Annotated in this window: 26 protein-coding genes; 13 read left to right on the top strand and 13 right to left on the bottom strand. The window is 55.4% G+C overall.

What is annotated here, in order from left to right:
- The first annotated feature begins 10 nt into the window (after positions 1 to 10).
- Together AC2TE5_RS05860 and AC2TE5_RS05865 are read left to right on the top strand one after the other, a co-directional pair.
- Positions 11 to 1075, top strand: a complete 1065-nt coding sequence (locus AC2TE5_RS05860; protein ID WP_458670013.1) for a sugar ABC transporter substrate-binding protein — start codon at positions 11 to 13, stop codon at positions 1073 to 1075.
- An 89-nt stretch (positions 1076 to 1164) separates the two neighbouring features.
- On the top strand, positions 1165 to 2406 hold the full coding sequence (locus AC2TE5_RS05865) for an LVIVD repeat-containing protein (protein WP_484612834.1): 1242 nt from the start codon (positions 1165 to 1167) through the stop codon (positions 2404 to 2406).
- A gap of 52 nt (positions 2407 to 2458) precedes the next feature.
- On the opposite strand, the gene mtnK is transcribed toward AC2TE5_RS05865, so the two are convergent.
- Entirely contained in the window at positions 2459 to 3658 is a 1200-nt protein-coding gene (mtnK, locus tag AC2TE5_RS05870) for an S-methyl-5-thioribose kinase (protein ID WP_484612835.1), read from the bottom strand.
- Positions 3659 to 3762: 104 nt separating this feature from the next.
- Between mtnK and mtnA the strand changes: the two genes are divergently transcribed.
- Both mtnA and AC2TE5_RS05880 read left to right on the top strand, forming a co-directional pair.
- Positions 3763 to 4779, top strand: a complete 1017-nt coding sequence (gene mtnA, locus AC2TE5_RS05875) for an S-methyl-5-thioribose-1-phosphate isomerase (RefSeq protein ID WP_484612836.1) — start codon at positions 3763 to 3765, stop codon at positions 4777 to 4779.
- Between the two features lie 43 nt (positions 4780 to 4822).
- Complete coding sequence (locus AC2TE5_RS05880) at positions 4823 to 5293, top strand: SRPBCC family protein (RefSeq protein WP_063143203.1); 471 nt, start codon at positions 4823 to 4825, stop codon at positions 5291 to 5293.
- 53 nt (positions 5294 to 5346) lie between these two features.
- Here AC2TE5_RS05880 and AC2TE5_RS05885 read toward each other — a convergent pair whose 3' ends face one another.
- From AC2TE5_RS05885 to AC2TE5_RS05895, 3 genes are read right to left on the bottom strand one after another with little or no spacing between them, the layout of a single operon-like run.
- Positions 5347 to 5889, bottom strand: coding sequence for a 1,2-dihydroxy-3-keto-5-methylthiopentene dioxygenase (locus AC2TE5_RS05885; protein WP_015571163.1), 543 nt, complete (start codon positions 5887 to 5889; stop codon positions 5347 to 5349).
- Positions 5886 to 6575 carry an acireductone synthase gene (mtnC, locus tag AC2TE5_RS05890; protein WP_484612837.1) on the bottom strand — a complete coding sequence of 230 codons (690 nt, stop codon included), beginning with the start codon at positions 6573 to 6575 and terminating at the stop codon, positions 5886 to 5888. Before mtnC ends, AC2TE5_RS05885 begins: the two co-directional genes overlap by 4 nt.
- Positions 6572 to 7186 (bottom strand): methylthioribulose 1-phosphate dehydratase, encoded by a 615-nt coding sequence (locus tag AC2TE5_RS05895; RefSeq protein ID WP_061715768.1) that lies wholly within the window; start codon positions 7184 to 7186, stop codon positions 6572 to 6574. The genes mtnC and AC2TE5_RS05895 overlap by 4 nt, the downstream gene beginning before the upstream one ends.
- Positions 7187 to 7303: 117 nt before the next feature.
- Here AC2TE5_RS05895 and AC2TE5_RS05900 point away from each other — a divergent pair, with 117 nt between their 5' ends.
- Entirely contained in the window at positions 7304 to 8464 is a 1161-nt protein-coding gene (locus AC2TE5_RS05900) for a pyridoxal phosphate-dependent aminotransferase (RefSeq protein WP_213328714.1), read from the top strand.
- On the opposite strand, the gene AC2TE5_RS05905 is transcribed toward AC2TE5_RS05900, so the two are convergent.
- The 3 genes from AC2TE5_RS05905 to citR form a co-directional block, all read right to left on the bottom strand.
- Complete coding sequence (locus AC2TE5_RS05905; RefSeq protein WP_213328713.1) at positions 8465 to 9091, bottom strand: IbrB-like domain-containing protein; 627 nt, start codon at positions 9089 to 9091, stop codon at positions 8465 to 8467. It lies immediately after the preceding gene.
- Entirely contained in the window at positions 9076 to 10299 is a 1224-nt protein-coding gene (locus AC2TE5_RS05910) for a phosphoadenosine phosphosulfate reductase (RefSeq protein ID WP_213328712.1), read from the bottom strand. The genes AC2TE5_RS05905 and AC2TE5_RS05910 overlap by 16 nt, the downstream gene beginning before the upstream one ends.
- A 174-nt stretch (positions 10300 to 10473) precedes the next feature.
- Positions 10474 to 11373, bottom strand: a complete 900-nt coding sequence (citR, locus tag AC2TE5_RS05915; protein WP_213328711.1) for a DNA-binding transcriptional repressor CitR — start codon at positions 11371 to 11373, stop codon at positions 10474 to 10476.
- Positions 11374 to 11996: 623 nt separating this feature from the next.
- Between citR and ahpC the strand changes: the two genes are divergently transcribed.
- On the top strand, positions 11997 to 12560 hold the full coding sequence (gene ahpC, locus AC2TE5_RS05920) for an alkyl hydroperoxide reductase subunit C (RefSeq protein WP_010428492.1): 564 nt from the start codon (positions 11997 to 11999) through the stop codon (positions 12558 to 12560).
- Positions 12561 to 12747: 187 nt separating this feature from the next.
- A complete protein-coding gene (ahpF, locus tag AC2TE5_RS05925) occupies positions 12748 to 14313 on the top strand; it encodes an alkyl hydroperoxide reductase subunit F (protein ID WP_058841803.1) in 1566 nt (521 codons plus the stop codon).
- A 60-nt stretch (positions 14314 to 14373) separates the two neighbouring features.
- Here the strand turns inward: ahpF and uspG are convergent, their stop codons facing one another.
- Positions 14374 to 14802 (bottom strand): universal stress protein UspG, encoded by a 429-nt coding sequence (uspG, locus tag AC2TE5_RS05930; protein WP_023310731.1) that lies wholly within the window; start codon positions 14800 to 14802, stop codon positions 14374 to 14376.
- A gap of 180 nt (positions 14803 to 14982) precedes the next feature.
- On the opposite strand from uspG, the gene AC2TE5_RS05935 reads away from it, so the two are divergent.
- Positions 14983 to 16221, top strand: a complete 1239-nt coding sequence (locus tag AC2TE5_RS05935) for a zinc-dependent alcohol dehydrogenase (RefSeq protein ID WP_213328710.1) — start codon at positions 14983 to 14985, stop codon at positions 16219 to 16221.
- Positions 16222 to 16229: 8 nt separating this feature from the next.
- Here the strand turns inward: AC2TE5_RS05935 and yldA are convergent, their stop codons facing one another.
- Positions 16230 to 16319 (bottom strand): small membrane protein YldA, encoded by a 90-nt coding sequence (gene yldA / locus AC2TE5_RS05940; RefSeq protein WP_283771125.1) that lies wholly within the window; start codon positions 16317 to 16319, stop codon positions 16230 to 16232.
- 137 nt (positions 16320 to 16456) lie between these two features.
- Positions 16457 to 16867, bottom strand: a complete 411-nt coding sequence (gene rnk / locus AC2TE5_RS05945) for a nucleoside diphosphate kinase regulator (protein WP_063143194.1) — start codon at positions 16865 to 16867, stop codon at positions 16457 to 16459.
- Between the two features lie 244 nt (positions 16868 to 17111).
- Between rnk and AC2TE5_RS05950 the strand changes: the two genes are divergently transcribed.
- Positions 17112 to 17729: a flavin reductase family protein gene (locus AC2TE5_RS05950; RefSeq protein WP_193940236.1), complete on the top strand. Its 618-nt coding sequence runs from the start codon at positions 17112 to 17114 to the stop codon at positions 17727 to 17729.
- Here AC2TE5_RS05950 and rna read toward each other — a convergent pair.
- Entirely contained in the window at positions 17723 to 18496 is a 774-nt protein-coding gene (gene rna, locus AC2TE5_RS05955) for a ribonuclease I (RefSeq protein ID WP_484613315.1), read from the bottom strand. The two genes, AC2TE5_RS05950 and rna, sit on opposite strands and share 7 nt — an antisense overlap.
- Before the next feature lie 130 nt (positions 18497 to 18626).
- Positions 18627 to 19994: an anaerobic C4-dicarboxylate transporter DcuC gene (dcuC, locus tag AC2TE5_RS05960; RefSeq protein WP_021242585.1), complete on the bottom strand. Its 1368-nt coding sequence runs from the start codon at positions 19992 to 19994 to the stop codon at positions 18627 to 18629.
- Positions 19995 to 20387: 393 nt separating this feature from the next.
- On the opposite strand from dcuC, the gene pagP reads away from it, so the two are divergent.
- Both pagP and cspE read left to right on the top strand, forming a co-directional pair.
- Positions 20388 to 21005, top strand: coding sequence for a lipid IV(A) palmitoyltransferase PagP (pagP, locus tag AC2TE5_RS05965; RefSeq protein WP_168979849.1), 618 nt, complete (start codon positions 20388 to 20390; stop codon positions 21003 to 21005).
- Between the two features lie 190 nt (positions 21006 to 21195).
- Positions 21196 to 21405, top strand: a complete 210-nt coding sequence (cspE, locus tag AC2TE5_RS05970) for a transcription antiterminator/RNA stability regulator CspE (protein ID WP_000034825.1) — start codon at positions 21196 to 21198, stop codon at positions 21403 to 21405.
- 220 nt (positions 21406 to 21625) lie between these two features.
- Here the strand turns inward: cspE and crcB are convergent, their stop codons facing one another.
- Entirely contained in the window at positions 21626 to 22009 is a 384-nt protein-coding gene (gene crcB / locus AC2TE5_RS05975; protein WP_023310740.1) for a fluoride efflux transporter CrcB, read from the bottom strand.
- A 67-nt stretch (positions 22010 to 22076) separates the two neighbouring features.
- On the opposite strand from crcB, the gene AC2TE5_RS05980 reads away from it, so the two are divergent.
- Together AC2TE5_RS05980 and tatE are read left to right on the top strand one after the other, a co-directional pair.
- Positions 22077 to 22865 (top strand): deaminated glutathione amidase, encoded by a 789-nt coding sequence (locus AC2TE5_RS05980; protein ID WP_484612838.1) that lies wholly within the window; start codon positions 22077 to 22079, stop codon positions 22863 to 22865.
- Between the two features lie 125 nt (positions 22866 to 22990).
- Complete coding sequence (gene tatE, locus AC2TE5_RS05985; protein WP_023310742.1) at positions 22991 to 23194, top strand: twin-arginine translocase subunit TatE; 204 nt, start codon at positions 22991 to 22993, stop codon at positions 23192 to 23194.
- The last annotated feature ends 5 nt before the right edge of the window (positions 23195 to 23199 follow it).

Below are 23199 nucleotides of genomic sequence, written 5' to 3' on the forward strand. Positions count from 1 at the left end.
GGGATAAAAAATGAAAAAGATTGCACTCTCTTTGGTAGCACTTGGGTTGCTTACGGCTCTGCCAGGCTTCGCGGCTACGCCCGCGCCGCTTCCGGCTGCCATTGCCAACCATGACGGCCCGATCCGCATCGCGGTGATCCGTAACCTTGGCTCAGACGACAACACCACGCAGTTTATTGCCGGGGCAATTCAGGAAGGGAAAAAGCTCGGCTTTAAGGTCAGCACCTTTTTAAGCAACGGGGATGACGCCAAATTCCAGGACTTCGTTAACCAGGCGATCAGCCAGAAATATGACGGGATTATTCTCTCTCAGGGGCGCGATCCGTACTCCACCGCGCTGGTGAAGAAAGCGGTGGATGCCGGGATTAAAGTCGCCGTCTTTGATACCGCCGTTAACGGCGAGATCCCGGGCGTGACCGTCACCCAGCAGGATGATGCCTCGCTGACGAACCTCTCCTTCGGCCAGCTGGCGAAAGATTTCAACGGCAAGGCCAATATCGTCAAGCTGTGGGTGGCGGGCTTCCCGCCGATGGAGCGCCGTCAGGCAGCCTATAAAGCGCTGCAAAAGCAGTATCCGGACATCAAAGAGCTGGAGTCCATCGGCGCAGTGTCCTCTGACGTGCAGGGTGATACCGCCAACAAGGTAGGCGCGATCCTCGCGAAATACCCGAAAGGCAAAATCGACGCCATCTGGGGCACGTGGGACGCCTTCAGCCAGGGCGCGTATAAGGCGCTGAAGGAGAACGGTCGCACCGAGATCAAGCTCTACAGCATCGACATCTCCAACCAGGATCTGCAGCTGATGCGCGAACCGGGCAGTTCGTGGAAGGTGAGCGTGGCGGTGGATCCGAAGCTGATTGGCGCGACTAACGTGCGCCTGGTGGCGAATAAGATTGCCGGGGAAGCGACGCCTGCAACCTACGATTTCAAAGCGGCCGCCATTCCGCAGGCGCTGCTGACCGCCCAGCCGGGCGCGGTGAACGTGGCGTCTCTGGGGAAAATCATTCCGGGCTGGGGCCAGACGGAAGATTTTATCGCGCCGTGGTTTGCGACGCTGGAAGCGAAAAATAAATAACACCAAGCCGGGTGGCGTCAGGTGCGGCCTGATGCCCTCACCCCGGCCCTCTCCCACAGGGAGAGGGAGAAAACCAACAGGAGTTCAAGGTGACTTCTTTACCCCCTCCAGAATACAGCCGCAATATGCGGCTGATTGGCCATAGCGACCAGGGTGGTCGTCCGGACGGCGTGCAGCTGATGGTGCATCGCGGTTTCGCCTATATCGGCCATATGGTGTCGCAGGGCTTTTCGATTGTCGACGTGCGCGACCCGAAGAACCCGAAAACGGCAGGCTACGTGCCCGCGCCGCCCGGCACCTGGAACGTGCACCTGCAGGCGCATGACGACCTGCTGCTGGTGATTAACGCCCGGGATCTGTTTGCCGATGCCCGCTTTGCCGACGAGAAGGTCTACTACACCCGCCAGGTGGGGGAGACCGTCAGCGACGTGAAGGACAAAGGCTGGAGCGCCGGGCTGCGCGTGTTTGATATCTCCACGCCGGACAGGCCGCGCGAAATCGGCTTTCTGTCGCTGAGCGGCATCGGCATTCACCGCATCTGGTACGTCGGTGGCCGCTGGGCCTACGTGTCGGCGCTTATTGACGGCTTTACCGACTATATCTTCCTGACCATCGATCTTGCGGACCCGCGTAAGCCTGAAGTGGCGGGGCGCTGGTGGCTGCCGGGGATGAACCAGGCGGAAGGGGAGAAGCCGAACTGGCCGGAAGGGAAACGCTACGCGCTGCACCACGCGATTATCGCGGGCGACACCGCCTACGGCAGCTGGCGCGACGGAGGCCTGACGCTGCTGGACGTGAAGGACCGCACCCGGCCGAAGCTCATTAGCCACCGCAACTGGAGCCCGCCGTTTGGCGGAGGGACGCACACCGCGCTGCCGCTGCCGGACCGCGACCTGCTGGTGGTGCTGGACGAAGCGGTGCTGGACAATCAGGAAGACGGCGAGAAGCTCATCTGGCTGTTTGATATCCGCGAGCCGTCGAACCCGGTGAGCATCTCGACCTTCCCGCAGCCGGATGAAACCGACTACGTGGCGAAAGGGGCGCATTTCGGCCCGCACAACCTGCATGAGAACCGGCCGGGAAGCTTCGTCAGCTCGACGCTGATTTTTGCAACGTATCAGAACGCGGGCGTGCGCGCGTACGACATTTCCAATCCGTATCGCCCGGTGGAAACGGGGGCGCTGGTGCCCGCCGCGCCGGAGAGAATGATGGACACGCGGCCAAATCGCCCGCAGGTGATCCAGTCGTGCGACGTGTTTGTGGATGCGCAGGGGATTATTTACAGCACGGATTATAACGGCGGGTTATCGGTGATTGAGTATTTGGGGTAAGTGCAGTTTGATGCCCTCACCCCGGCCCTCTCCCACAGGGAGAGGGAGAAAATCAGCTGTACTGCCGCACTCGTGCCACCAGCTCTTCCGCGCTGTCGATGCGGTCGGCAATGACAATCAGCGCTTTACCGAGCGTTATCGCGTGGCGCAGGCATTCGTGGCGCATCGCCTCGTCCTGAATGGTGTCGATATCCGCGACGTGGGAAAGCCCAACGCTGCGGCGAATAAGCTCGGTGCCGCAGAACCCGATGGCGTCATGCCAGACCTTTTTCAGGAACGCGGAGGCATAGCCCGGTGCGCCGAGCGCGGCGTCGCGGGCTTTCTCGTTTGCCAGCGCCTGGAAGCGTTCCGCGAAGGTGTTCCACAGCTCCTGAATATCGGTCAGGCGCTGCTCGCGCGCGGCGGCGGCATCGCGAATGCCCAGGTGCCCCGGCAGGCCGCAGAAGTTCAGCAGCAGGTTGCCGATGGCGGTGCCAATATCAAAACCTATCGGCCCGAAATAGCCGAACTCGGCGTCGATGGCCTTCAGGCTGCCGTCGGCCACAAAAATCGACCCGCTGTGAATATCGCCGTGCAGCAGGGCTTCAGCCTGAGAAAAGAAACGGTGCTTCAGGGAGGCCACGGCAATTTTTAGCTGGGCATCGTCGCGCAGGGCCGCTACGTCATTTTCCAGCTCGGCCGGGTAGCTGTTGCGCTCGTGGATCTGGTACGGATCGTTGAAGAACAGATCCTCGGTGATCTCGCACATCTCCGGGTTGATGAATTTCGCCACCTGCGCTTTTTTCTCGTGCGGGTGCAGGTAGAAATCGCTGGTGTGGAACAGCGCGTGCGCGAGGTATTCGCCCAGCTGCTGCGCCGCCTGCGGGTAGTAAATGTTGCTGATCAGCTCGCCGCGCCAGATGCGATGGCTGGAGAGATCTTCCATCACCATTACCGCCAGCTCCGGGTCGAAATGGTGGATTTTCACGGTGTGCTGCGGGCTGTGCCGGTAGTGCTCGACCAGCGTTTGCGCCTCAAGACGGGCGCGGTCCAGCGTCAGCGGCCAGGATTCCCCGACGCAGCGCACGTAGGGCAGCGCCTGCTTGACGACGATGCGGCTCACGCCCGCGCTGTCGAAAATTTTAAAGACCAGATTGAGGTTGCCGTCGCCTACCTCCTGCGCCTCCACCAGCGATGATGGGTCATCAAGGCCGCCAAACTGCCTGGCATATTCCACGGCGTCCTGAGCGGTAAAGGTACGGTATTGCGACATGGCCTGTTCCTCACGGGTTTGCTAATAAAGACATGTAGACGTCTATACATCTGGATTTCATCCTGACACAATGTGCTACAACAACGCAACAGGGAATTAACGACATGCAGACATTACAGACGACCAGCCTGCGGGTGGCGAATAATCAGCTCTTTATTCTCGACCAGCAGGCGCTTCCGCAGGAGAAACGCTGGCTGGATGCCTCGACCGTAGAGGCGCTGGTTGGGCACATTCATGCCCTGCGGGTGCGCGGCGCGCCGCTGATTGGTCTCTCTGCAAGCCTGCTGCTGGCGCTGCTGGCGGAAAACGGTAAAAGCCGCGACGAGCTGGCGGCGGCGCTGGACATGCTGCGCGCGTCACGCCCGACGGCGGTGAACCTGATGAACAATCTCGACCGCATGAAGATTGCGCTGTGGCAGGAAGATTATGTTCCGGCGCTGGTTGCCGAAGCGCTGCGGCTGATTGACGAAGACAAACGGCTTTGCGACGCGATTGCGAAAGCCGGCAGCGCGCTGGTTAAGCCCGGCAGCCGCCTGCTGACCCACTGCAACACCGGCGGGCTGGCAACGGCGGGCGTTGGCACCGCATTGGGCGTGATTGCCCGCGCGCATCAGGACGGCAACGTCAGCTGCGTCTGGGTGGATGAAACCCGTCCGCTGCTGCAGGGCGGTAGACTGACCGCGTGGGAGCTTGGCGAGCTGGGCGTGCCGTACAAGCTGATTACCGACTCCATGGCCGCCAGCCTGATGGCGAAAGGGGAAGTGGACGCCGTGTGGGTGGGCGCAGATCGTATTGCCGCCAACGGCGACGTGGCGAATAAGATCGGCACCTATTCTCTGGCGGTGCTGGCGAAATTCCACGGCATTCCGTTCTACGTTGCCGCGCCGCAAACGACCCTCGATCCGGACTGCCCGAACGGTGACGCGATCCCGATTGAACAGCGCGCCGCCAGCGAGGTGACGGGCGTAGCCGGAAGCTTTGGCGCGGTGCAGTGGGCGCCGGAAAATGCGCAGGTCTATAACCCGGCGTTTGACGTTACGCCTGCCTCGCTAATTAGCGGCTGGGTGCTGGATACGGGCGTGGTCACGCCGGAAGCGGTGGCAAACGGGAAATTCGCCTGAGTCCGGCTATCCTTGTAAGGGGTTCCCCTGAGAGGACAACATCGTGACGCTCGATCCTGAAACAGACTTAAAACTGGAGCGCGTGGTGGACGCACCGCGCGACCTGCTGTGGCTCTGCTGGACTACGCCGGAGCACATCAAAAACTTCTTCATTCCTGCTCCCCATAAGGTGACCGAATGCGACCTCGACCTGCGCGTGGGCGGGCGGTTCAACACCGTATTTGAGGTGGACGGGCAGCGGATGGATAACCGGGGCGTATTTCTTGAAATCGATCCCGGTAAAAAGCTGGTCTTTACCGACGGTTACGGGGAAGACTGGAAACCTGCTGAGAAACCGTTTATGACGGCGATCCTGCTGCTGGAAGACGTAGGCGAGGGCAAAACCCGCTACACGGCGATAGCGCGCCATCCGACGAAGGAAATCCGCGAGCAGCATGAGCAGATGGGCTTCCACGAAGGGTGGGGGATTGTGCTGGATCAGCTGGTGGGGTATGTGAAGGGGCTTAATGCGTAGTGCGCGCTGATGCCCTCACCCCGGCCCTCTCCCACAGGGAGAGGGAGAAAAGATCATGCCAGCCTTGGATACGCATCCGCGATTGCATCGCCCGTAAACTGGGCCACCCAGCCTTCCGGATTATCGAAAATACGAATGGCGGTAAAGTTCGGCTCTGAGCCCATATCAAACCAGTGCGGTGTGCCCGCGGGAACGGAAATCAGGTCGTTTTTCTCACACAGCACCTGATACACCTCATCGCCAATGTGCAGGCAGAACAGCCCTGCGCCTTCCACGAAAAAGCGCACTTCGTCTTCGCCGTGGGTGTGTTCGTTCAGGAACTTCGCGCGCAGCGCCTCTTTCTGCGGGTTGTCGGCGCGCAGGCTGATCACGTCCCAGCTCTGATAGCCTTTCTCCGCCACCAGCTTGTCAATCGCATGTTGATACGCCTCGATCACGGCTTCGGGCGCGGGATCGTGTCCTAAATCGCGATCCGCAGCCCAGCGTTCAAACCGCACGCCTTTAGCGTTGAGCTGCTGGGCGATCTCGGCGGCGTCGGTGCTGTGCCACTGGTGTTGACTGGCGTCTTTATCGGAATAAATGGTCAATGCGCTCATGAAGGGATCTGCTCCGGATTAATCTCGTCAAACTGGTGAACCTGGTGGTGATGGCTTGCGCCGTCATCATCGCCGCGAATCAGCTGCAGGGTGCGACAACCTGCCTGTTCAGCCGCGTCCAGCTCCTGATGAATATCGGACAGGAACAGGATCTGCGACGGGGCGATGCCCGTTTGCGCCGCAATGTTTTGATAAGACTGCACCTCGCGCTTGGCGCCGATGTGGGTATCAAAATAGCCGCTGAACAGATGAGTAATATCACCTTCGTCGCTGTAGCCAAATAACAGTTTCTGCGCGGCGACGGAGCCAGAGGAATAAACATAGAGATCAATCCCTTGCGCTTTCCACTTTTCCAGCGCGGGCAGTACGTCCGGGTAGAGATGTCCGGTAAAGTCGCCGTTCACGTAGCCGTCATGCCAGATGATCCCCTGCAGGGCTTTGAGCGCCGTGGATTTGCGGTCTTCATCCATAAAGGCAAACAGGGCGTCGATAAGCTCGCTGACGCTGGCGTGCGGGTGGCCGATTTCATCACGCAGGTTGTCCAGAATGGATTTGACCGGCTCGGCGTACTGCTGCGCGGTCACGAAGGCCGCCAGCCGCTCACGCGCGTAGGGGAACAAAACATCATGGACAAAACGGATATCGCTGGTGGTGCCTTCAATATCCGTCACAATCGCGCGAATCATACTCTCTCCAGTTGTCGTAAACGCATTTCGCATTCAAATAAGAATTCTAATCCTTCCAGATGACGGCGGGCCTCGGCCACATCGCGTCCCCAGCAGGTTAAGCCATGACCGCGAAGAAGAAAACCATAATTAAGCGGGCGTTCCTGCGCGTAATGGGCGATTCGGGAGGCGAGGGCGTCGATGTCCTGGTCGTTATCAAAAACCGGGATAGCCACCGTATCCAGATGCGTGGTCTGCCCGGTGAGGGATTTTTGCATTTCAAAGCCGCTGATGTTGAGCTCGGCTTCTTTGACCAGACGCGACAGCACCGTGGCGTTGACGGTATGCACGTGCAGGACGGCGTTGGCCTCCGGGAACAGACGATAGATAAGGGTGTGCAATCCGGTCTCCGCCGACGGCCTGCGGCCAGAGGGCGCGCGGTTGGTGGCGATCTCCACCTGCAGAAAATCCTCCGTCGTCAGGCTGCCTTTGTCCTTGCCGGACTCGCTGAGCCAGCACAGGCGTTCGTCCTGACGCACCGACATGTTGCCGCCGGTGGCGGGGGCCCAGCCTTTGGCGCCAATCCAGCGGCAGGCGTCGACCAGATGTGTGAGTTGCAGGTTGTCTGTCATTTTACCCTCGCGGCCGGGAATATTTATATGGTATAGACGTCTAAGCGTCTTGATTGCCAAAGACTAACATCGTGTTATAGTGGCAGCAACATAAGTATTACAAGCAGGCACGACACAATGAGCAATAACGCATTGATTCCGCAGAGTAAGCTTCCCAATCTCGGGACCACCATCTTTACGCAGATGAGCGCCCTGGCGCAGCAGCACAACGCCATTAACCTTTCCCAGGGGTTCCCGGATTTCGACGGCCCGACCTATCTGCAGGAGCGTCTGGCGTACCACGTGGCGCAGGGGGCGAATCAGTACGCGCCGATGACGGGCGTGCAGGCGCTGCGTGAAGCCATTGCGGATAAAACGGCGGAGCTGTATGGCCATAAGCCAGATGCGAACAGCGAGATCACGGTGACGGCAGGAGCGACCGAAGCGCTGTATGCGGCCATCACCGCGCTGGTGCGCACGGGCGATGAGGTCATCTGCTTTGACCCGAGCTACGACAGCTATGCGCCTGCGGTTGAACTCTCCGGCGGCGTGGTGAAACGCGTGGCGTTACAGCCGCCGCATTTCCGTCCTGACTGGCAGGCATTTGCTGCGCTGCTGAGCGACAAAACCCGCCTGGTGATCCTGAATACGCCGCACAATCCGTCGGCGACGGTGTGGCAGAAAGCCGATTTCGCCGCGCTGTGGCAGGCGATTGCCGAACGTGAGATCTACGTGCTGAGCGATGAAGTCTACGAGCACATCTGCTTTGCAGAAGAGGGGCACGCCAGCGTGCTGGCCCATCCGCAGCTTCGCGAGCGCGCCATCGCCGTCTCGTCATTTGGTAAGACCTACCATATGACCGGCTGGAAAGTGGGCTACTGCGTGGCCCCGGCCGCTATCAGCGCCGAGCTGCGTAAAGTGCACCAGTACCTGACCTTTGCGGTGAACACGCCTGCCCAGCTGGCGCTGGCGGATATGCTGCGCGCCGAGCCGGAGCACTACCGCGAGCTGCCGGACTTCTATCGAAAACGCCGGGATCTGTTTGTGAACGCGCTGAGCAAAAGCCGCCTGGAGATTTTACCCTGTGAAGGGACCTACTTCCTGCTGGCCGACTACAGCGCGATTTCCGATCTCGACGACGTCAGCTTCTGCCAGTGGCTCACGAAAGAGGTGGGCGTGGCCGCCATTCCGCTGTCGGTATTCTGCGCCGATCCCTTCCCGCATAAGCTGATCCGTCTTTGTTTTGCGAAGCAGGAATCGACGCTGCTGGCGGCGGCAGAGCGTCTCAACACGCTCTGATTATTTTACCGTCCAGGCTTCTGAGTAGCGGCGGTCTGCAAACAGCTCCAGCAGACCGTTGATTTGCTTGAGGCGCAAGACTTCATCCCCGTCCATTCCCAGCTCCTTGCTTATTCTCTCGTCGTTCCAGCCAAGCTGCACCAGCTCGCGAACGATCTCCGACATGGCGTTAATCTGGTGCCGGCCCCGCGCCCGGTTGTGACGAATGGTTGCGGCCATACGGTCATGTTTATCCTGCCGGTCCTGACGCAGGCAGGTGATGGGGAGATACCCCTTGAGCTGATGCTTCAGCGCCGCCCGATTTTTACCGATTTCATGACGGTGAAAACCATCCACAATTTCGTAGTGCTGCGGTTCACTTTCTGTCACAACGATAGGTTGGGTGAATCCATCGAGTTCCAGCGACTTACTGAGCAGCCGTTTTTCTGGTGGGGCAACGTTATTGGGGTTGTAGTCGTTAGCGGTAATAGCGTCCTGTCTGATCCAGAGGACACAGTCGATCGGTTGCTCACGAAAAGGACTGTTTTTATGGATCGCTTCGCGAAAAGCATTTATGGCATTAATGCGATCCTCTTCGGGAAGTGACTGAAGGTACGTTTCCATCTCGGTAATTAGTCTTTGTCGCATAATATGCCCCACTCCTTGCGTTTCGCCTTCACTCTGTCGCTGTAGCGTTGATAATGTTTGGGTTTATTTGGGCTGAACGATAGCGCTCTGCACCAGTAGTCGTTATTAAGGATAACCTTACAAATACGGCGCCAGGAGGGAATGTCTTTGGCGCCGATATCGCCGTCCTGCGTATCGGGAATATCCTCTATGCCTCTCTTCTGATACCAGTGCAGATAAATGGCGATTTTATTGCGGTAATGCTCAGCGGTATTTTGCGGCATGCTGTCGAGGAGCAGCATGGCATATTCGCGCCAGCAGAGGTGTTCGGGTTTCAGGATTTTCCGGTGGCCGTAAAAATGGTTATCGTGCCCGGCGTAAATCCCCCCGCTGCGCACGCCGCTCACGCGCTCGCACATGGCCGCCCAGCGATCGGGCTCAACAACGTGGTAGAGCCATAGCCCCTGGCGTTGCTCCGGGCCAAAGGGCTCGCAAATACGCATATAGCGGGGCGGCACGCCGGCCTGGAACATCAGGTCATAGAGCGGGTTATAGCAACATCCCGATTTGGCGAACCAGGTCCAGATATCGGCAGTTTTCCAGTCGTAGAGGGGATAAACATACCAGGCATGCCCCCCCGGTGCGATGGTTGTCCAGGGCTTATCATCGGCAAACCGCTGCTTACGCGCCGACGCGATAGCCAGAAAACGGTTGTAAGACTCATCGGCGCGGATGCCAATCATCACCGCCGCCGGGCGATTGTGAGAGAACCAGTCGGAGAAGCTGCGGACAAAGGTTTCAAACGTCATGCCGGGCTGGTAGAAGGGAAAAAAAGCGGGATCGGTTATCGCATCGTCAGGAGGCTGGCGGACCCATCGGGTGCCGGGTTCCCAGCATTGCCATTCCGGCTGGAATTGCGACAGGGAATTTTGCGTGGTGAGGGGAAGCGCTACCCACCAGAAATGGCCGATAACATCGCTGTACAACTCGCGCATATGCTCAACATGGGTGATGGTATGGGAAAACTGCGCTTCCCAGTCGATAAAGAGGACATCTATTTTGGTTTTCATCAGCCGCGCCTGCCTGGCAACCAGATGCAGCATGACGGTGGAGTCTTTACCTCCTGAAAAAGAGACACAGGTCCTGGGTAAGTTTTCGAGAGTCCATTTAATACGTTCCCTCGCCGCAGTAAGAACATCCTGGTTTAAGGGGTATTTATAAATTGACATGCTTATTCTCATCCTGAGGAATAAATACCAGACGTTGGTGTCAATACTAGAGTGAGAATTATATCAGTCAATAATTTATGAGGTGTATAAAGTTTATGCTGAATGTTTCTATAACGATGGTGTATGTTTCTGGAAAAGGTGGCTCCCACTCTGTGCGAGAACCACGCTAACATCTCACGGTAAAGTTATTTCTTCAATAAAACTCGCGAATGCTGAGCTATTTAGCGCGGAGCGATTATACATCATGTAAATATCAATACTGGGAAATTGAATGTCTGTCTCCACTTTGCGCAGGTTAAGCGCTGGACCATATTGTTCAAAGGCCGGTGTGGGCGCTAACCCTATGAGGTCGGATGAACTGATCACCGACAGAAGGGAGATAAAAGAGTCGCTTCGATAAACGATATTTCTTTCTGTTAACAGGCTCTCGGCTTTTTCCTGGTAGTCTTTGACGCTGTTCTCATCGCTCAGGTAGGCGGTGAAGTTTTCATTCAGAATCTCTTCACGCGTCGGTTTTCCGCTCATGCGGGGATGATCCTCCCGACAAACGAGAACAAACGGAAGTTTATGAAACAGACTGCAGGCGATAGAGCGGCTGTTGGAGGAGGCAAAAGAAAATATCAGGTCGGCCTTTCGGTAAGCCAGGAGATCTTCTGCGGAATCAGGGGCGAGAAAAACATCATGTAATTCAACTGAATAATTATACTTGTTCATGAGCAATTTCATTGGCTCAAGCATCGTTTTGGTGCTCATAAACTGCGGGCAGTAAATGACAAAATTCTTCTTCAACCCGCTGCTGTGCATCATATTGATGGTCTGCTCAAGCTGGTTCAGGTTCTGTTCCAGATGATGATGCAGATTGACGCCGACGGTCGTGGGCGTGATCCCTTTACCGGAACGGATAAACAGAGGATCGTTGAGTTGTCCTCGCAGGCGTTGCAGCGACTGGCTCACGGCAGAGGGGGTGATATACAGCGTCTCGGCGGCTTTACTGATACTAAGATGTTGGTAAATGCACTCGAAAATGACTAACAGATTAAGATCGAATTTTTTAAGGTCGTAGAGGTTTGCCATGTTTCGTCCTGAGGATGCCGTGTTTGCTGTGGTTATCACATCACTGATAACTATAGTTTGAAGTTAACCATTTACAATCCTTTCGGTTAACTCTCTTAATTTTAAATTAAACTGTTCTTAATATATCACGACGTCAGATTATTGAAATAGCGCTTCAAAGGTGATTAAGATAATTTTATCTTAGAAGAGGGAATGAACGCTTTAAATGACAATTGTCATTTATATATTGCGATAGTTTTATAATAAAAATAAATTTATAACGCTCCGGAATGATGTTTGACACAACCTATCGCAGCTATAGGCAGGAATGCCGCTCTTATGGATTGCTCAATCCCTGCACGGGTGGTGTAATCAAACGGCTGTTACCGCCTTGATATAAAGGGTTGTAGAGCGCAACGCAACGCCAGCTTCGGCTGGCACTGAATCTACCTGCGGGGAATTCAGGTATCAGGGCCGCCCGTTGAGGCGGCCTTTTTACTTTCAGGCTTTCCTGTAAAAGGTTCACCTTGTTGTCTTGTCGACGTTGTAAGGTTTGGCTGATTGATTTGATAAAGCATACGCATTAGCCCCGATGAATAAAGTTGGTTACCTTACATCTCAACGAAAACACGGAGGAAGTACAGATGTCTTTGATTAATACCAAAATTAAACCTTTCAAAAACCAGGCGTTCAAAAACGGTGAGTTCATCGAAGTTACCGAGAAAGATACCGAAGGCCGCTGGAGCGTCTTCTTCTTCTATCCGGCTGACTTTACCTTCGTTTGCCCGACTGAACTGGGCGACGTGGCAGACCATTACGACGAACTGCAGAAGCTGGGCGTAGACGTTTACTCTGTCTCTACCGACACCCACTTCACCCACAAAGCATGGCACGGCAGCTCTGAAACCATCGCGAAAATCAAATACGCGATGATCGGTGACCCGACTGGCGCCCTGACCCGTAACTTCGAAAATATGCGTGAAGATGAAGGCCTGGCTGACCGCGCCACCTTCGTTGTTGACCCGCAGGGCATTATCCAGGCTATCGAAGTTACCGCTGAAGGTATCGGCCGTGATGCTTCTGACCTGCTGCGTAAAGTGAAAGCCGCTCAGTACGTGGCTTCTCACCCAGGCGAAGTGTGCCCGGCGAAATGGAAAGAAGGCGAAGCGACGCTGGCTCCATCTCTGGATCTGGTCGGCAAGATCTAAGTCTGTAAAGCCTGGCGGCGCTGCGCTTGCACAGGCCTACCGTATCGTAGGCCGGGTAAACGAAGTGCCACCCGGCAATCAATGGGCGCACCCGCGCCCATTTCATTCCAGCACCATGATGCAAGTTGCATTCAGGCCGCCCGTATAAGGCAGCTTGCATGATGACGTCTTAAGAGAGGGAAGAACAATGCTCGACACAAATATGAAAACCCAGCTCAAGGCCTACCTTGAGAAACTGACCAAACCCGTTGAGCTGATTGCTACGCTTGACGACAGCGCCAAATCGGCAGAAATCAAAGAACTGCTGGCGGAGATCGCCGAACTGTCTCCGAAAGTGACCTTCAAAGAAGACAACGCGCTGCCGGTCCGTAAGCCCTCTTTCCTGATTACCAACCCAGGCTCCGACCAGGGGCCGCGCTTTGCTGGCTCTCCGCTTGGTCACGAATTTACCTCACTGGTGCTGGCGCTGCTGTGGACCGGTGGTCATCCGTCAAAAGAGGCGCAGGCGCTGCTGGAGCAGATCCGCGATATCGACGGTGATTTCGAGTTTGAAACCTATTACTCGCTCTCCTGCCACAACTGCCCGGACGTGGTGCAGGCGCTGAACCTGATGTCAGTCCTGAACCCGCGCATTAAGCACACGGCGATTGACGGCGGTACCTTCCAGAATGAAATCACCGATCGCAACGTGATGGGCGTTCCGGCGGTCTACATGAACGGTAAAGAGTTCGGCCAGGGCCGCATGACGCTGACCGAAATCGTTGCCAAAGTGGATACCGGCGCAGAAAAACGTGCGGCGGAAGAGCTGAACAAACGCGATGCCTACGACGTGCTGATCGTCGGTTCCGGCCCTGCGGGTGCGGCGGCAGCGGTGTACTCCGCGCGTAAAGGTATTCGTACCGGCCTGATGGGCGAACGCTTCGGCGGTCAGGTGCTGGATACCGTAGACATCGAGAACTACATCTCCGTGCCTAAGACCGAAGGCCAGAAGCTGGCGGGGGCGCTGAAGGCGCACGTCAGCGACTACGACGTGGACGTGATCGACAGCCAGAGCGCCAGCAAGCTGGTTCCGGCAGCGGTCGAGGGTGGTTTACACCAGATTGAAACCGCGTCCGGCGCGGTGCTGAAAGCGCGCAGCATTATCATTGCCACCGGCGCGAAATGGCGCAACATGAACGTCCCGGGTGAAGATCAGTACCGTACCAAAGGCGTGACCTACTGTCCGCACTGCGACGGCCCGCTGTTTAAAGGCAAACGCGTGGCGGTGATCGGCGGCGGCAACTCCGGCGTGGAAGCGGCTATCGACCTGGCGGGGATTGTTGAACACGTTACGCTTCTGGAGTTCGCGCCAGAGATGAAGGCTGACCAGGTTCTGCAGGATAAAGTTCGCAGCCTGAAAAACGTCGATATCGTCCTGAACGCGCAAACCACGGAAGTGAAGGGCGACGGCAGCAAAGTGACCGGCCTGGAATACCGCGACCGCGTGAGCGGCGACGTGCACAGCGTTCAGCTGTCAGGGATTTTCGTGCAGATTGGTCTGCTGCCAAACACAACCTGGCTGGAAGGCGCGATTGAGCGCAACCGCATGGGCGAAATCATCATCGATGCGAAATGTGAAACCAGCGTGAAGGGCGTGTTTGCGGCAGGCGACTGCACCACCGTGCCGTACAAACAGATCATCATCGCCACGGGCGAAGGTGCGAAGGCGTCTCTGAGTTCGTTTGACTATCTGATTCGCACCAAAACCGCATAATAGAAGAAAGTAAGGCTACACCTGCAATAGCGAGAGGCCACCGAAAGGTGGCCTCTTTTTTTATCTTACGACCATCACCGGTATGTGGGTGTGGCGGATCACGCTGGAGGCGTTAGAGCCCAGCAGATGCGTGGTAATGGAAGGGTTGCGCGAACCGATGACCACCACGTCTGCTTTCAGCTCGTTCGCCAGTTCGTTTACCGCATCGCGTACGCTGCCGAATCTGACGTGCGTTTTAATCCGTGAAGGGTCGATGCTGAAGTGGCTGACCATGGTTTGCAGACGGGTTTCCGCTTCATGCTGCAAATGCTCCTCGAAGCGACGCACGTCGGCGGCAAAGCGGTGAAGGCTCAGGCTGGCGGAGCCCGGCAGTACGTGCAACAGATGGATGACTCCGTCCTGCTGCGCCAGGAACTCCGCATGGCGAACGGCCTTGTCGCTCAGCTCCATCTCAAAAACATCAACCGGCATAATGATTCTCTGATACATACCCGTTTCTCCTTGTTTATAAACGCTGAACTCATTTAACCATAAAATATAAATGGTTTCTGTAAGCGCTCCGTCAGTTTTCTTATCTCGCCAGGATAAATCTCAAAAGCCCCGTATTCCGGGGCAGACCTTGAGGGGTAGCTACCCTTATACACTTACCTGGAACCTTTCGGAGGTCGCATGAAAGCACTTACGTATCACGGTCCGCACCATGTTCGCGTCGAGAATGTCCCCGATCCCATCATCGAACAGCCCGACGATATCATTCTGCGCGTCACGGCCACGGCGATCTGCGGCTCCGATTTGCATCTCTATCGCGGAAAGATCCCGAAGGTGCAGCACGGCGACATTTTTGGCCATGAATTTATGGGGGAAATCGTCGAGTGCGGCGCAGAGGTGAAGAATTTGCAAAAAGGGGATCGGGTGGTGATCCCGTTTGTCATCGCCTGCGGGGACTGTTTCTTTTGCCGCCTGCAGCAATACGCGGCCTGTGAAAATACCAATGCCGGGCAGGGCGCCGCGCTGAACAAAAAGCAAATCCCCGCGCCGGCCGCGCTGTTTGGCTATAGCCATCTCTACGGCGGCGTGCCGGGGGGACAGGCAGAATATGTCCGCGTGCCAAAAGGTAACGTCGGGCCGTTTAAGGTCCCACAGCTCCTTTCCGATGACAAGGCGCTTTTCCTTTCCGATATCTTACCCACGGCCTGGCAGGCCGCAAAAAATGCGCAGATTGAAAAAGGCTCAAGCGTAGCGGTTTTCGGCGCCGGGCCGGTGGGGCTACTGACCATTGCCTGCGCGCGGCTGCTGGGAGCGGAGCAGATCTTTGTTATCGATCACCACCCGTACCGTTTGCGCTTTGCCGAGGCGCGTTACGGCGCAATCCCCATCAACTTTGATGATGATAACGACGCAGCGGAAAAAATCATCGAGCAGACCGCTGGCCAGCGCGGCGTTGACGCCGTGATTGATGCGGTAGGGTTCGAAGCGAAAGGCAGCACCACCGAAACGATCCTCAGCAATCTTAAAATTGAAGGCAGCAGCGGCAAAGCGTTGCGTCAGTGCATTGCTGCCGTTCGACGCGGTGGGGTGGTTAGCGTACCCGGCGTGTACGCCGGGTTTATTCATGGCTTCCTGTTTGGCGATGCCTTTGATAAGGGACTGACGTTTAAGATGGGCCAGACGCACGTCCATGCCTGGCTGGGTGAACTGCTACCGCTGATCGAAAAAGGGCTGCTTACGCCGGAAGAGATCGTGACCCATTATCTTCCCCTTGCTGATGCGGAACGCGCCTATCAGGTATTCGAAAAACGGGAGGAGGAGTGCCGGAAGGTGATTCTGGTCCCCGGAGCAGAAACGCCCGAGGCCGCAGAGCAGAAAGTGAAGGGCCTGGTGAACGCTTTTCCGGGTGGGGTTGCATGAGTGCTCGCTTACCTGTGGCGTTCAAGGTAGAGCACGGCCGTGACGATAATCGCCACAAATATCAGAAAAATAAGTGTGATAACCAGTATCTCACTCATGACCGTCCCCGCGGCACCAAAACAGATTAAGCGTGGATGAAGGCCGCTTTGCGCGATATAGGAAAATGGGGTGAATTTGCGGAAAGAGGATGCGGCTGCATCCTCTGTGCAACGCGGAGGCGCTTGTTCAGAAGAGGTTAACGCAGGTAATCGCCCGCGGCTTCTGGCTGGTACAGTAATGCCAGCACTTCAAGATGGGCAGAGGCGCCGCCCGGCAATTCCCAGTGGATGGTATCGCCCGTGCGTAGACCGAGCAGCGCGGCACCCACAGGCGCAAGCACGGAAAGCTGGGCGCTGCTGTCGGTCATCTGAGCCGGGTAAACCAGCGTGCGGGTCAGCTCTTCGCCGGTGGTCAGGTTGCGGAATTTTACCTGGCTGTTCATGGTGACCACGTCATGCGGCATCGACTCAGCCGTGCACATCTGCGCCCGGTCGAGCTCCTCATTCAGGGCGTCGGCCACGGGAAGTGAGGCAAACTCTGCTTTTTCCAGCAATCTGTCGATACGTTCTGCGTCGAGCTCATTGATGATAATTGTAGGTCTGGACATTTTTACTCCATGTCGTTAATGCTGCGTGTCACGCAGAAACCGATCCAAAAGAAAACCCTCGCCGTCTGGCAGCGAGGGTTTAACTCTCCCGATGATACTGGCTGAGCGCCCAAGTTTGAAGTGATGAAGGTCACATTCATGGTCCATATGAATTTTCGCTGAAATTTATTCAGTCTTCATTCCGGGAGGAATACGTTACGCTGAGATCCTGAACCAGGGCGTTGCCCACCAACGAGAGAGAACTATGTACTTCTACCAACCGTCTCAGGGTCACGGCCTGCCGCACGATCCGCTGAACGCCATTATTGGTCCACGTCCGATCGGCTGGATCTCCTCATGCGATAAGGCCGGTCAGCTGAACCTCGCGCCGTATAGCTTCTTTAACTGCTTTAACTATCGTCCGCCGATCATCGGCTTTTCCAGCAACGGCTGGAAGGACAGCGTGCGTAATATTACCGAAACAAAGGAATTTGTCTGGAACCTGGCGACGCGCGATCTCGCGCAGGCGATGAACCAAACCTCAGCAATGCTTCCCCACGATCGGGATGAATTTAGCTTCGCCGGGCTAACGCCAGCGGCAAGCCGGTTGGTTAACGCGCCCCGCGTCGCAGAAAGCCCGGTGAACTTTGAGTGCCGCCTGTCGCAGTGCATTCAGCTTACCGGTGCCGACGGCACGCCGGTCGATACCTGGCTGGTATTGGGGGAGGTGGTCGGTATCCATATCGCCGAAACGCTGCTGGAAGAGGGGATATACCAGACGGCAAAAGCGCAGCCCATCCTGCGTGCGGGTGGGCCGACGGCGTACTATGGCATCAGTGACGAAAACCGGTTTGATATGGTGCGCCCGACGGTAGATCAGTAACCGGCTTTATCAATCACGAACTGTTTTCCGCAGTTACCCGGATGTGGCTGCGGTGCAAATGACGCCGCTGAAAGCGGGTTGTTAATGGCGTCTGCCTTCAGGGAAATCTGCATTTCGGTCAGATACGCCGGATTACCGTTGCAGGTCAGCTTGATCGCTTTGATGTTCTCCTTGCCCCAGCTTTTGGCAACGGCACTGTCAAAGTCGCTGCGATTGACGGGTTTCCCGTAGTTGTCGGCGAGGAATTTACCGACCGCGCTGCTTTTAACTTCCTGATTCATCCGCACCATCGTGCCGAAATAGGCATCCGGATCGAAACCAAAGCAGACGCCATGTTTGGCATATTCGTAGCGTTCCAGGCAGGAGTTTCCGCCCGCGCCCGGCATCACGTCGTTGAGCTTGGCGGCAGTGGAAAGCGACAGTCCGGTTTCGGCGGCATCGCATTTGCGACTGGCCTTCACTTCCGGCATGTTCGGAATCGGACGTGTGGCACAGCCGAAACGCATCCATCGACGTTCATCCACGCCGCGCGCGGCAATAGATTTCGGCAGGCCGGGCCATAGCCCGTGAACGGTCAGAAAATCGGCTTTATTCTCGCGCTCTTTTTGCAGGCGACATTCGTCAGGTTCATTACGGTTGCGCTCGACCATGCTCTGGCAAAACCCGGTTTGCCAGGATAGCGCCAGCACATAGCGATCGAAATCGCCATACTGTGTTGCCTTCAGCGGTTCCGCCTGTGCGGAGAAGAGACAGAGTGCAAGCGCCATTGCGCCAGACGGGATGACGATATCCTTCCTGAACATATGATTTCCTGATCGAATGAGCACGATTAATTTCTGGAAGTTATTAAAGCACAAAAAGCGCCTGCAGGCGCTTTTTGGATATCCCTAATTTAGCTTAGGCCGCGCCGGGTACCAGCACTTCCGTGGCGATAATCACGATAATCAGGCCAACCATTACGGGCACTGAGGTGCGTTTGACGACTTCGAATGGCGAGATTTTCGCCATCCCGGCAACGGCAACGACCACGCCCGACACCGGAGAAATGGTACGGCCCAGGTTTGACGCCTGCAGCATGGGAATGGAGAGATAGGCCGGGTTAATACCGGATGAGTGGGCCAGTTTCGGGATCATCTCAACGAAAGCGTAGAAAGGCGCATTACCGGAACCGGTGGTCATGGCCGCCAGCATGGTGAGCACCACCAGAACCAGCATCAGGATAATACTGGCCGAGCCGAACGAGGTGGCGATAGAAATCAGGCTCTGGATAAAGCCGATTGTGCTCAGACCCTGGGCAAAAACGCCTGCCGCAACCAGCAGCATCACCACGCCAGCGAAGGCATCAGCCATACCGCGATACGCTACTTCCAGACCCGAGAAGACTTTTTGCGTGTTAAAACCGCGCACAAACTCCAGCACGGCGGCCAGCAGCATACAGATGACCAGAATGGTGATGATGTGCAGCTGTGGACCCCATTTGCCGTCAAAAATCAGCACCCCGATGATCGGGGTGAACGGCAGAATGGCATAGAACGCGGGAGCGGTGGTGGTGATTTCACTCACGTCCATCATTTCATGGCTGATGTTTTCTTTCTTGTCGAGATAGCGCTGCCAGAAGAAATGCGCGATACCCATGCCCACGATGGCAACAATCGAGATCGGTAACGTGGTTTTAAAGGCGAAGTCAATGAGGGACATCTCCGCCGCCTTTGCTGCCAGCACAACGTCGCCAGAGGTCGGGGAGAGAATAATGGCTGCCGGAGACGCGCAAATTGCCGCTGCCGCACCGCGGCTGATACCGACGTTCACCATGACCGGGAACAGCGTCGCCATGAGCAGTACGCCAAGTCCGGTAGCCGACGAAACGGCCAGCGACATCAGGCAGGCGAGGAAATAGGCCGCGACCATCAGCAAATACGGCGAGTTGATGTACTGCAGGGGTTTGGAGGCAAGCTTAACGACCATGTCGTTGGCGCCGATGTGGGTCATGTAGGCTGCAAAACCGCACAGCATCATGATCATCATGCCCAGATCGCCGCCGCGGCTCATGAGCAATATTTTAATGTATTCAACAATATCTGTAGCGGTGTAACCGGTGCTGGTCGCGCTGGCTGGTAACACCTGGTGCCCCATTATTGCGCTGATAATCAGCAGTGTTAAACCGCCAACAAATAATACGCCCGTGGCCGAGTAGCCTTTAATGATGTAGCGCGCGACGCCGACAATGACGACGACGCCAATAAGGAGCTCGAATAACGTAAGCATGATTTCCCCTGTATCTCTGCTGCAATGGAGCACAAAAAATCAATAAAAAAAAGAAGGATGAAATGTGCCGAATAATTGGCCTGTTCTTGCTGATTAAAATCAATAAACAGACGACTAGAGAACAGAACAACCGTGTTTTTGCCATGGCCCATACATTTATGTCATACGGCCCTTGACCGTCAGAAATAGCGCAACATGTCCCATTAATGATAACAAATTGTTAATGTTTTGTGTGGTTTTGCATGCCGTTGATTAACAAGGCTTAATGTGAAAAGTCACACCCCTTGTGGGCTTATTTGCATGTATCTCTCGCTTTCTTTAAGAATATTCCCGGAAAGAGACCGAATAATTAGGAATAACGCCGATGCAGTTAAGCCTTGATTCAACTATTTTATGGTAAACTTTGCCTCGAATACTAAGAATGGTAATTGCATTGTGATCGTACGTAATACATTTTTCTCTATTTTGTTGTTTATTTTTGGGCAGTTAACGTTTTCTTCTGTTGCACAGGCAGAAGGCAACGCGGCGGATAAAGGCTGGTTTTCAACCTTTACGGATAATGTTTCCCAGACATGGACGGCACCTGAACATTACGATCTCTATGTTCCGGCAATAACGTGGCATGCGCGTTTTGCTTATGACAAAGAGAAAACCGATAAATACAACGAGCGTCCGTGGGGCGCGGGTTTTGGCCAGTCTCGCTGGGATGAAAAGGGAAACTGGCATGGCATCTATCTGATGGCCTTCAAAGACTCGTTTAATAAATGGGAGCCGATTGGGGGGTATGGTTGGGAGAAAACCTGGCGTCCGCTGGCGGACGAGAACTTCCACGTCGGTTTGGGCTATACCGCCGGGGTCACTGCACGTGACAACTGGAACTACATCCCGATCCCGGTGCTGCTGCCGTTGGCCTCTATTGGCTATGGCCCCGCTACGTTCCAGATGACCTACATCCCGGGGACTTACAACAACGGAAACGTTTACTTCGCCTGGATGCGTTTTCAGTTTTAACTGACAAAACGTGAAATGGTGGTGAAAAAACGCGCAGGCGTTGATTCATAAGCGATAAAAATCTGTCAGTGAAAATTAACGCGACTTTAGTCACTTTTTATCAAAGATCCGCTGGACAAAAGGTCCCACAATTGATGTACTGATAACCGACACAGCATTTGTGTCGTTTTTTAATGTAAAGGTAATTTTGATGTCTAAGATTAAAGGTAACGTTAAGTGGTTTAATGAGTCCAAAGGATTCGGTTTCATTACTCCTGAAGATGGCAGCAAAGACGTGTTCGTACACTTCTCTGCAATCCAGACTAATGGTTTCAAAACTCTGGCTGAAGGTCAGCGTGTAGAGTTCGAAATCACTAACGGTGCCAAAGGCCCTTCTGCTGCTAACGTAATCGCTCTGTAATTCAGACGCGTCAGCAAGAATTTCAAAACCCGCTCACTGAGCGGGTTTTTTTTGTTTTTGAATCAGCCAAGCAGATACATTTTCAGGAAGCTGGCAACGATCAGCACGCTCAACAACACCATTCCTGCGCTCATCAGACTCTGTTTCATTCTGTCACCCTCGTTCAGTACTGCATCCAGAGTGACAGAGAAAAATTAAGCCAACATTAACGGTTCGGCTGTTAATGCGCGCTTGCGGAAGAAAATAGCCAAAATGCGATCCCCGTCATCGCAAAGGAGCCGAACATATTGATCGCCATATTCATCAGCGCCCAGCCGATACGGCCTTCCTGAAAGAGAAAAACCGTTTCCGCAGAAAAGGTCGAAAAGGTGGTTAACCCGCCGCAGAAACCCGTTGTAATCAGGACTTTCCACATCGGGTCGATGTGCGTCATTCGGTTAAACCAGGCCAGCCCCATGCCGATGATAAAGGCGCCGATCAGGTTAGCGGCAAGCGTCCCCATGGGAATCGCCTGATGCAGGGGGTTAAACCGCATACTCAGAAACCATCGCGCAACGCTACCCGTTCCCCCACCAATAAAAACGGCTAAAAGTAGTTGTAACACGCTAAATACCTGCTATTTGATGTGTAAGAGAAGCGAGTTTAACGCCGTTTATGATGAGGGGACAAATATGTATGTTGCGGTAGGGCAATTTGTGGTCACGCCTGACTGGCGTGAAAATGCGCTCACGTGCGTCGACCTGATGAAGCAGGCCCGGCAGAAAGGCGCGTCGCTGCTGGTTCTCCCCGAGGCGCTGCTGGCCAGGGATGATAATGACCCGGATTTATCCGTGAAGTCCGCGCAGCCGCTGGACGGCGAATTTTTGCAGCAGCTGCTCGCCCAGAGCGCGGGCAATACGATGACGACGATCTTAACGATCCATGTTCCCTCAGCGCCGGGTCGAGCAGTCAATACGCTTGTGGCTCTTCGTGGCGGGGCTATTGTCGCACGCTACGCCAAGCTTCATCTCTATGATGCGTTCAGCATTCAGGAGTCGCGTCGCGTTGATCCCGGAGACGATATCCCCCCGCTGCTGGAGATTGACGGATTTAAGATTGGGCTGATGACGTGCTATGACCTGCGTTTTCCCGAGCTGGCGCTCCATCTGGCGCTGCAGGGGGCGGACGTACTGGTACTGCCTGCCGCGTGGGTCAGAGGGCCGTTAAAAGAGCACCACTGGACAACGCTGCTTGCGGCGCGCGCGCTGGATACAACCTGCTACGTCGTTGCCGCAGGGGAATGTGGCACGAAAAACATCGGGCAAAGCAGGGTGGTTGATCCGCTGGGGGTGACGATCGCCGCCGCCGCTGAAGCCCCGCATTTGCTGGTGGCGGAGATAAACTTAGAGAGAATTGCGCTTGCGCGTCAGCAATTACCCGTTCTTCGCAATCGTCGGTTTGCGCCACCGCAATTATTGTGATGTTTTTTTCAACAATGCTTGATTCACCTTGTTACAGATTGCTATTGTGTGCACGCGCTAAATGACCGTTAATACAATCAGGTTTTGGCGCTGAATGCAGCCTGTTTTAAGTAAAGAAGGTATCTATGGGTGAGATTAGTATTACCAAACTGCTGGTGGTTGCCGCACTGGTCGTCCTGCTGTTTGGTACCAAGAAGTTACGCACGCTGGGTGGTGACCTGGGGGCTGCCATCAAAGGCTTTAAGAAAGCGATGAACGACGATGATGCAGCGGCGAAGAAAAGCGCCGAGGATGACGTCCCGGCAGACAAGCTTTCTCACAAAGAGTAACAGCA

This window comes from Enterobacter sp. N5-15, assembly GCF_057221635.1.